This is a genomic window from Allobosea sp. (assembly GCF_030694325.1).
Taxonomy (GTDB): domain Bacteria; phylum Pseudomonadota; class Alphaproteobacteria; order Rhizobiales; family Beijerinckiaceae; genus Allobosea.
Genome location: NZ_JAUXYO010000216.1, coordinates 1 through 9,386, shown reverse-complemented (window position 1 = coordinate 9,386; position 9,386 = coordinate 1). Strand labels below are relative to the sequence as shown.

The window sequence follows — 9,386 nt, the reverse complement described above, 5'->3', positions numbered from 1 at the left end:
GCGTCGGCGCCGGTGCGGCGGGAGCCGTGCAGGCCCCGCTGACGCGCGATCCCGCCGGCGGCACGATGATCGACGATTCCGCCCGCTTCCGCGCCTATGTCGCGGGCCAGGGCGTCGTCTCCTACACCTATGCGCGGCCCGTCGCGGTCGGCACCGTTCTCCCCGACGAGGGCGTGGTCTATCGCGAGGTCCCGGCGGAATATGGCGCGCAGGGCTATCGCTACACGATCGTCAACGACCGCATGGTCGTGGTCGAGCCGCGCACCCGCCGGATCGTCCAGATCATCGAGTGACCGCGCCGGGCTCCCGAGCGCGACACAGCGAAGCCCGCTCCCGCAAGGGGCGGGCTTCCGCATGTCGGAGGCAGACTCTGTCAGCGCGTGCCGAACATGCGGTCGCCGGCGTCGCCCAGGCCCGGCACGATGTAGCCGTGGTCGTTGAGCTTTTCGTCGATCGCCGCCGTCCAAATGCGAACCTCGGGATGGGCGCCGCGCAGCCTCGCGATGCCCTCGGGCGCCGCCAGCAGGCAGACGAAGCGCAGATCCTTGGCGCCGCGCTCCTTGAGACGGTCGATCGCGGCGACGGCCGAGTTGGCGGTCGCGAGCATCGGGTCCATCACCACGACCATGCGGTCGGCGATGTCCGAGGGCGCCTTGAAATAATACTCGACCGCCTGAAGCGTGTCGGGGTCGCGATAAAGCCCGATATGGGCGACTCGCGCGGCGGGGACGAGCTCGAGCATGCCGTCGAGGAAGCCGACGCCGGCGCGCAGGATCGGCGCGAAGACCATCTTCTTGCCCGAAATGACCGGCTGGCGCGAGGTCTGCAGCGGCGTCTCGATCTCGACCATCTCGACCGGCAGATCGCGGGTGACCTCGTAGCAGAGCAGCATTCCGATCTCGTTGAGGAGCTGGCGGAAGCTCTTGGTCGAGCGGTCCTTCTCGCGCATCAACGTGAGCTTGTGCTGCACCAGCGGGTGATCGACGACGGTGACCCCGTCCTGCTGCTTGGTCATTCTCTCAGGCCCCTCATGATTCTTGCCGTGGAGGCTTGCGCCTCAATCAAAAGCGCCGTCATCCCGGATGCAGCGAAGCGGAACTCCGGGATCCATCGGAGAGCTCCGGAGCCCTCCGATGGATCCCGGAGCTGCGCGGCTTTCGCCGCTTGTCCGGGATGACGGCGTGGTTCAGTGCAAACGCGTCACGCGTCTCAGAATACCGTGCCGTCGCTGACGATCGTCAAGGGCGGGCCGCCACCGGGGCGCCTCTCGGCCGCGATGCGCCGGCCTGCGGCCCAGGTGCCGCCCTCCAGCACCTTGGCAAGCGGCAGCTCCTCGCGCGTGCGCCCGAGCCGCGCCCGGATCAGGGCGCCGATCTCGTCGAGCAATGCCACCGTGAGCGCGCGCCATTCGACCACCAGCGTCGAGCCGGCCTCATGCTCGCGCGCGGCCTCAGCCCCGTCCTTCAGCGCGATCACGCCGGTATCGAGCAGGAGGCCGCCATTGCGGTACTCCGGCAGACCCGTCAGCTCGTCGATGTCGACGACGGCGATGCCGGCCCATTGGAGCGGCTCGATCAGCGAATAGGTCAGCCATTGCGAGAGCTTGTGGAAGGGCACGAGCCCGGCGGTCGGGCTGCCCGGTGCGATCAGCGGATGGCGCCAAGTGTCGCCCAGCGCGATGCCCGCCAGCGTCAGGCGGGAGGGCCAGATGCCGCCGAAGGAGGCGAGCACCTCGCCGAGCATATGGCTGGCCCGCAGGCTGCCGGTCTCGGCTGCGGCGAGGAAACGGTCGAACAGGTCGCCCGGACGCGACAGGCCGCGGCGCTCGAGCTCCTCCCCGAGACGGTTGAGCAGGGCGGCACGGCCCTCGACCGCGAGCAGCGCGTTGCCCGGCGCGGACTGGAAGCCGGCCGCCAGGGCCGCCGGATCGAGCCGCTTCAGCGCCACCGCATCCGTCCGCAGGGGCCGGGCGGGATCGGAGGAGAACAGGCCGGCGGCGAACATGTCGAGCGAGGCCAGCGCCAGCCCCTCCGAGCGGGCGACCCGCAGGCCGCTGACCGCATCGCGATAGGACCAGTCGGGTCCGGCGCCGGCATCGAGCAGCACGCTGACCACGGCGAGATCATAAGCCGCGCGGCCGCGTTCGCCCGCATCGGCGAAGGACGCGCCGCGGTCGAGCACGGCCCAGCGATCCATGCCGGCGACATTGAAATGGCGCCAGCGGGCGTGAAAGGGAATGTCGAGCGTCGGGTAGTTCGCCCGGATCGTCTCCAGGACGTAATCGGCGCAGGCCTCCAGCCGCTCCGGATGGACGGTGAAATGCAGCAGGTTGCCGGCCAGCCCGAGGCGCAGCATCTCCTGCGCGCGGGAGCGGATGGAAGCCGGCTTCAGCAGGAGGCGCAGCGCCTCCGGGTCACGATCGGGCATCGGTGCTTTCAGAACTTGTCGAGGTCGCGGCCGACGGTCGCCTTGAGGACGTTGTCGCCGGGCGCGCCGTCGGGAGAGTAGTAGCCGGCGGCCTTCTTGGCCTCGATCTCGACCGAGGCATCGGGCGGGATCAGCTCGGGCGGAATCGCGACGCGCTCGCCGATCTCGATGCCGCTCTCGACCATGGCGTCGTATTTCATGTTCGACATCGACATCAGCCGGTCGATCCGGGTGACGCCGAGCCAGTGCAGCACGTCCGGCATGAGCTGCTGGAAGCGGGCATCCTGCACGCCGGCGACGCATTCGGTGCGCTCGAAATAGGTCGCGGCGCTGTCGCCGCCCTCCTGGCGCTTGCGGGCGTTGTAGACGAGGAACTTGGTGACCTCGCCGAGCGCACGGCCTTCCTTGCGGTTGTAGACGATCAGCCCGACGCCTCCCCCTTGAGCCTCCTTCACCGCCTCCTCGATGCCGTGGACGAGATAGGGCCGGCAGGTGCAGATGTCGGAGCCGAATACGTCCGAGCCGTTGCACTCGTCATGGACGCGGCAGGCGACGCGGCGCTTCGGATCGGTGATGGCCGAGACCTCACCGACGACATAGGCGGTGATCGAGCCGATCGGCGGCAGGAAGACGCGCAGGTCCGGCCGCGTTACCAGTTCCGGATACATGCCGCCGGTCTGCTCGAAGAGGGTACGGCGCAGCTCGGCCTCGCTCGTGCCGAAGCGCTCGGCGATGCCCGGCAGATGCCAGACCGGGTCGATCGCGATCTTGGTGACGCTGATGTCGCCGGACGCGTGCAGGATGTTCTCATCGGGCGCGAGCCGATGCGCACTCATCGCGGCCAGGATCTCCGGCAGGTTGAGGCGGGCCTTGGTGATGGCGATGGTCGGGCGGATGTCGATGCCCTCGCCGATCAGCTGGCCGAAATCCTGCGCGACGCGGTGGCCGAACGGGTCCATCGAGACGATCTTCCCCGGCTGGAACCATTGCGGCTGCTCGGGAATCTCGGCGGTCGGGTGGGTGTTGTGCAGGTCCGGGCGCTGCGACGGGTTCATCGCCCGGGCGGAGATGGCGAGCGCCCGATAGACCGAATAGGAGCCGCCATGCGCGCCGATGACGTTGCGGTCTCCCGGCGCCGTGGTCGAGGCGATGATCGGGCCGCGCTCGGCGGGTGTGGCTGCGCCCCAGCGCACGGGAAAGCGCGTCGCGGCGCTGCCGGGCTCGGGATAGGAGGTCAGCCTGGTATGGGTGGTGCGGTTGGGGGAGCTCATCGCCGGGTCCGAAGCCTGCAGAACGATAAAGGCCCCAGACACGCGCGCCCGGGGCCTTCAACCGAAGCGGATATCGTGACCCGGTCCGCGAGAACCGTCAACCGGCGAATGCAGGATCAACGCCGTTAACGTCTCGGTTACCCTAGGACATCGACATCGCCGCGCTTTGTGCAAGAGTGGATGTCGAGCGACGGTCAACACGAGCGAAAGCGAGCGCTGCATGGCCACCCAAGCCAAGGTCTACCGGGCGACGCCGACCCTCGAGCAGTGGAAGAAGGACAGCAGCGTCTCCCTCGCCAAGCGCAGCGATGACAAGATCCTGACCCGCATCGACACGCTGATCGACGAATACCGCAAATGCCAGGACGGCTATGTCAAGATCCAGCTCAAGGCGGATCTGTTCTTCACGCTCGACTACTGGCTCAAGGACGTCAAGCGCAACACGTCGATGAACAAGGGCCGTACGCCGGCGATCTATGGCCTCTATCAATTTACTGCCGAAACGCTGGCGCAGGCGCTGGGCACGACGATCAATGTCCTGCCGGAGTATCTCGAGCGGCATTTCGGCCGCCGGCTGTCCTATCACGGCGAGCATCTCGACGTGCTGGGCCAAGCCGCGATCTATCTCAGCCGCGCCGAGGTCGACAAGTATCGCCTGACGTTCCGCAAGGGCAAGGCGTACATGTTCACCTGGCCTGGCAAGGGGATCGAGGGCTCCGAAAAGAACGGCGGCGCGCTCATCCTGGTGCTCGCCGATTCATCGACCGCGACCAGTCCCGTCTTCAACAAGTCGGCCAACTGGGGCGGTTTTGCCATGAGCATGGGCCGCGAGCTCTATATGGCCCGGCATCATTGCCGGAAAGGGTTCGGCGAGGAAGGCAATTTCTATCACTCGTCCTATCTCGCCGGAGAGCCCGTGCTCTGCGCCGGCACCATCAAGATGAAGAACGGGATCATTGCCGAAGTCTGCAACGACAGCGGCCATTACCGGCCGGATGCGCGCAATTTCATCGGTTTCCTGCAGACCCTGCAGATGCACGGCGTCAATATCGCATCCGTGGTGGTGGGCGACTATTCCGGCGCGTTGCGCGCCTATGGGCACCATTTTCTGGCGGCGCAGGGCAACTGGGCGCGGGCGGCACTGACGGGACAGGCCAGCGTCTTCGCGGCCAACGAACAAGCCAAGACGAGCTATGGCGGTGAAAGGCGCCACGAGCAGCAGATCATCGCACGCATGTACCGTGAGGCGGTGGCCGCGGGCCTGGCGGGAGAATCGCGTGAGGAGCGGCAGTATTTCTGCGAGCGGCTGCAGGGCTTCATCAAGGTGGGCGCCAATGGCGCGAGGACGCAGCCCTTCGCGCCTTTCGTCAATACGACGTGGATGATGCAGGCCATCGACCGCTTCTACAAACCAGCGCCGGCGCCGGTGCATCAGAAGCTGCCCCCGCCGCCGGTTCCGGCGCGACAGCCGCTGGTACCCGGGCGCCAGCCACCGCCCAAGCCTGTCAATCAGGCCGGACCGCGAGTTCCCCCGCGGGTCCCGCCGCGGCCCTGAGGCCGAGGCGGGGACAGGATTCGCTCAGAACACCGCGAGATAGCGCAGCAGCGAGATGATGCCGATCACGATGACGATGATCTGGACGACATTCTTGATCTGGCTGTCGAGCGGCAGCATCCGCACGAGATAGAGCACGAGGCCGATGACCAGAACGGTGATCAGCAGGGAAATCAGAATGGACATGAAATGAACCTTTTATATCGGCCGAAAGCCGGCCCCCCGGAGCCGATGCGGCGACGCATTCGCCGGCACCCGATCCGCTGACAGAACGTCGCAGGGGGGCAATAGGTTCCGTTGGGGTGGTTTTTGCCGGCGAAGTGGTGAGGCGTCGGGATCACTAGGCGCAGGAAACCCCTCTCCTGTAAGGAGAGGGGCAGGGGAGAGGTGTCGGCCCCTGGACCAGCGGATCGCACCCCTCTCAGCGCGCCGGCCGTGAGGTCACGTCAGCAGCGTCAAGCGGCCGACACCTCATCCCTGCCCTTCTCCTTACAGGAAGGGTTCCCCGCGCTCTTCCGGCGAGGTCGCGCCCTACCCCGCGATGCGCCCGAAATCCGCCACGGCGCGCGTCGCCTCGCGCAGCTGGTTGAGCAGCTTGAGGCGGTTGGCGCGCAGCGCCGGGTCGGGGTCGTTGACGGTGACCTTGTCGAAGAACGCGTCGACCGCCGGGCGGAGATCGGCCAGCGCCGCCATCGCGCCTTCATAGTCTTCCGCTGCGACGGCGGCCTTGGCCCTCGGCGTCGCCTGCGCGAGCGCGACCGCCAGCCCCTTCTCCTCGATCAGCCCGGCCTGTGCGATCAGCCCGAGATCGGCCGCGCCCGCAAAGGCGCCCTCGCCGTCCTTCTTCTCTTCCGCTTTCAGGATGTTGGCGGCGCGCTTGTAGCCGGCGAGCAGGCTCCTCCCGTCCTCGGTCTCGAGGAAGCGGCCGAGTGCGGCGACTCGGCGGGTGATGAGGAGGAGGTCGTCGGAACCGCCGCCCTGCCCTTCTCCCCTCGCGGGAGAAGGTGTCTGCGCAGCAGACGGATGAGGGGGCGCCGTATCCTCTCCGCCCTGCGTCTGAACAGTGCCGACATCGGCAGCGTCGCGCGCCCCCTCATCCGTCACGGCGCTACGCGCCGCGCCACCTTCTCCCGCGAGGGGAGAAGGGGAAGCTGTGCCTGCGCCCGCGAGAACCGCATCGACCAGATCATGCCGCGCGCCCTGGTCGCGGAGCATGACCTTCAGGCGGTCGTGGAAGAAGGAGAGGAGGTCCTCGATCGTTCCCGCCGCCCAAGTCAGCTCGTCTTGATTAGGTCGTTCACTCAGAGATTGACCGGACTGAATGACGTCGATCAGAGCACCGATGCGAACATCAGACGACAATTGTTTGACGGCCCGAAGATTCTGAAAGTGCCCCTTAATCTTTGCGGACTGCGTGATCTGTCGAAGGTCTCGGACCGCCAACAAGGCAACGTTGAGCCGCACTCCATTCTCAACCACCAGCCTGATCACCCCCAGCGCCGCCCTGCGCAGCGCATAGGGGTCCTTGCTCCCGGTCGGCTTCTCGTCGATCGCCCAGAAGCCGACCAGGGTGTCGAGCTTGTCGGCGAGCGCGACCGCGACCGAAACGGGATCGGTCGGGACGCGGTCGGAGGGGCCGAGCGGCTTGTAGTGCTCCTCGATGGCGGCGCAGACGGAGGGGTGCTCGCCCTGCAGCTGCGCGTATTTGCGGCCCATCAGGCCCTGAAGCTCGGGGAACTCGCCGACCATCTCGGTCGGGAGGTCGGCCTTGGCGAGCTTGGCGGCGCGGTCGGCCAACTCCGGATCGGCGCCCACGATCGGGGCGAGTTCGCGCGCCAGCGCCGCGATGCGCTGCACCCGCTCCCCTTGCGTGCCGAGCTTGGCATGGAAGACGACGCCGAGCCTGTCGAGCTTGGCCATGCGCTGGTCGAGCGGCTTGCTCAGGTCGAGCCGGAGCTTTTCGGCGCTCTCCCGGAGCGTATCGAGGTCGGGCAGGTTGCCCTTGTCGGTCGCGAAGAAATAGGCAGCATCGGAAAGGCGGGCGCGCACGACGCGCTCATTGCCGGCGACGATCGCGGCGCCGCCATCGCTGGCCATCAGGTTGGAGACGAGGATGAACTTGTTGGCGAGCCGCGACGCGCCCTCTCCCCCCCTGTGGGGGAGAGTTGGAGAGGGGGGTGGTGCCGCCTGGTGATCGGTGGGCCCAGTCGTTCCACCCCCATCCCTGCCCTTCCCCACAAGGGGGAAGGGTTCTGCCGTCGCGCCCGCGGGATCGCGCAGCACGAAGCATTTCTGGTTGGCGCGGATGGTGGCGCGGATCGCCTCGCCGGGGATTTCGAGGAAGCGCTCCTCGAAGGCGCCCATCAGCACGACCGGCCACTCGACGAGCCCCGCGACCTCCTCCAGCAGCCCCTCGTCCTCGACCAGTTCGAGGCCCTGCGCGAAGGCCAGCGTCTTCGCGTCGGCGAGGATGATCTCCTTGCGGCGGTCGGCATCGAGCACGACCTTCGCCTGCTCCAGCGACGCGACGTAATCGTCGAAGCGGCGCACGGTGATTTCGCCCGGCGCGTGGAAGCGGTGGCCATGGGTGGTGTTGCCGGAGACGATGCCGTCGACATCGAAGGACACGACCTCGGGCTCTTCCGTCTCGGCACCGAAGGTGCAGAGGATCGAATGCAGCGGGCGCACCCAGCGCAGGCTGGCGCCGGCGGCGGACGCCTGGCCCCAGCGCATCGATTTCGGCCAGGGGAAGCTGCGGATCACCGCCGGGACGATCTCAGCGATCGCCGCGACGGTCTCCTGCCCGGGCTTCTCGATGATGGCGATGTAGCTGTCGCCCTTCTTGGGATCGCTGACGATCGTCGCCTGGTCGAGCGAGGTCAGCCCCGCCGCCTTGAGGAAGCCCTGCACGGCGGCGTCCGGCGCGCCGACGCGCGGACCTTTCCGCTCCTCGCGGATGGCCGAGCCGCGCACGGGCAGACCGGCGACATGCAGCGCGAGCCGGCGCGGCGTGGCGAAGGCCTTCGCGCCTTCATAGACGAGACCGCGCTCGACCAGCGCATCGGTGACGAGCTTGCGAAGGTCGTCGGCCGCCTTGCGCTGCATGCGGGCGGGGATCTCTTCGGAGAAGAGTTCGAGCAGGAGATCGGGCATGTCGGCTTCTTGGCATCTGAGGTTGCGATGTCAATGCGCGTTCGAGCGGGCCGAGGCAAGCTGTCGCGATGCGGGTTTTGGTGTAGTTTCGACAGCCCATGGCGGGGAAAGGGAGCGAGGACGCCGATGCCGACCCCTGACGCAGCGCTGGCGCGCATCCACTCCGATCCGGCGATCTGCGGCGGGCGCCCCGTGATCCGCGGCACCCGGATGCGCGTGTCCGACATCCTGGACCTGCTCGCGGGCGGCGCGACCCAGGCCGAGATCCTGGCCGATTTCGATTATCTGACGGCGGAGGACATCGCGGCGGCGCTGGCCTATGCCTCCGCCCAGATCGACCATCGCGTCATCACCGCCGCGTGACACCGCGCTTCCTGATCGACGCGCAACTGCCGCCGGCCCTGGCCGAGCGGCTCACGGCAGCGGGTTTCGAGTCCAGCCATGTCCACCGCATCGGATTGGGCGGTGCCAGCGACCGCGCGATCTGGCGGCGGGCGCGCGAGACGGCTGATGCGCTCATCACCAAGGATGTCGATTTCGTGCTGCTGGCACGCACCGACAGTTCGGGCCCGGCGGTGGTCTGGATCCGCATCGGCAATGTCACCAATGCGGCGTTGTGGCGAGCGCTCGAACCCGCGCTGCCCGATATCGTCGCGGCCTTGCGAGCCGGCGAGCGGATCGTCGAGATCAGATAGCGGATGCACCCCCGCCGGCCGTCCTGAGCCAGGCGGCGCCGCAGGCCTTGGCGAGTTCGCGCACGCGCAGGATGTAGCTCTGGCGCTCGGTGACCGAGATCACGCCGCGGGCATCGAGCAGGTTGAACATGTGGCTGGCCTTGATGCACTGGTCATAGGCCGGCAGCGCCAGGGTGTGGCGGCTGTCATTGGCGCCCCCGCCGGCCTCGCCCGCCGCCAGCAGCGCCTGGCACTCGGCCTCGGCGTCGGTGAAATGGCGGAAGAGCATGTCGGTGTTGGCGTGCT

10 protein-coding genes are annotated in these 9,386 nt (G+C 67.7%); 4 read left to right on the top strand and 6 right to left on the bottom strand.

Translation table 11 applies throughout. The features are described from left to right. Positions 1-293 (top strand): DUF1236 domain-containing protein (locus Q8M82_RS14220; RefSeq protein WP_305691992.1); only part of this gene is annotated, 293 nt, incomplete at its 5' end. 80 nt (positions 294-373) lie between these two features. On the opposite strand, the gene upp is transcribed toward Q8M82_RS14220, so the two are convergent. From upp to Q8M82_RS14205, 3 genes are all read right to left on the bottom strand, one after another. Beyond that, positions 374-1,015, bottom strand: a complete 642-nt coding sequence (gene upp / locus Q8M82_RS14215; RefSeq protein ID WP_305691991.1) for a uracil phosphoribosyltransferase — start codon at positions 1,013-1,015, stop codon at positions 374-376. A gap of 194 nt (positions 1,016-1,209) precedes the next feature. Further along, positions 1,210-2,427: a URC4/urg3 family protein gene (locus tag Q8M82_RS14210; RefSeq protein WP_305691990.1), complete on the bottom strand. Its 1,218-nt coding sequence runs from the start codon at positions 2,425-2,427 to the stop codon at positions 1,210-1,212. Positions 2,428-2,435: 8 nt separating this feature from the next. Then, positions 2,436-3,698, bottom strand: coding sequence for a GTP cyclohydrolase II (locus Q8M82_RS14205; RefSeq protein WP_305691989.1), 1,263 nt, complete (start codon positions 3,696-3,698; stop codon positions 2,436-2,438). Positions 3,699-3,918: 220 nt separating this feature from the next. Between Q8M82_RS14205 and Q8M82_RS14200 the strand changes: the two genes are divergently transcribed. After that, complete coding sequence (locus Q8M82_RS14200; RefSeq protein WP_305691988.1) at positions 3,919-5,253, top strand: hypothetical protein; 1,335 nt, start codon at positions 3,919-3,921, stop codon at positions 5,251-5,253. Positions 5,254-5,277: 24 nt separating this feature from the next. On the opposite strand, the gene Q8M82_RS14195 is transcribed toward Q8M82_RS14200, so the two are convergent. Both Q8M82_RS14195 and Q8M82_RS14190 read right to left on the bottom strand, forming a co-directional pair. After that, positions 5,278-5,439, bottom strand: a complete 162-nt coding sequence (locus Q8M82_RS14195; protein WP_171905132.1) for a Thivi_2564 family membrane protein — start codon at positions 5,437-5,439, stop codon at positions 5,278-5,280. A 345-nt stretch (positions 5,440-5,784) separates the two neighbouring features. Further along, positions 5,785-8,406: a glycine--tRNA ligase subunit beta gene (locus Q8M82_RS14190; protein WP_305691987.1), complete on the bottom strand. Its 2,622-nt coding sequence runs from the start codon at positions 8,404-8,406 to the stop codon at positions 5,785-5,787. Positions 8,407-8,532: 126 nt separating this feature from the next. Between Q8M82_RS14190 and Q8M82_RS14185 the strand changes: the two genes are divergently transcribed. After that, positions 8,533-8,769 (top strand): DUF433 domain-containing protein, encoded by a 237-nt coding sequence (locus tag Q8M82_RS14185; RefSeq protein ID WP_305691986.1) that lies wholly within the window; start codon positions 8,533-8,535, stop codon positions 8,767-8,769. Then, positions 8,766-9,101 (top strand): DUF5615 family PIN-like protein, encoded by a 336-nt coding sequence (locus Q8M82_RS14180; RefSeq protein ID WP_305691985.1) that lies wholly within the window; start codon positions 8,766-8,768, stop codon positions 9,099-9,101. Before Q8M82_RS14185 ends, Q8M82_RS14180 begins: the two co-directional genes overlap by 4 nt. Here Q8M82_RS14180 and Q8M82_RS14175 read toward each other — a convergent pair. Further along, positions 9,094-9,386: glycine--tRNA ligase subunit alpha (locus Q8M82_RS14175; protein ID WP_305691984.1), on the bottom strand; the 293-nt coding region annotated here is incomplete at its 5' end. The genes Q8M82_RS14180 and Q8M82_RS14175 overlap by 8 nt on opposite strands.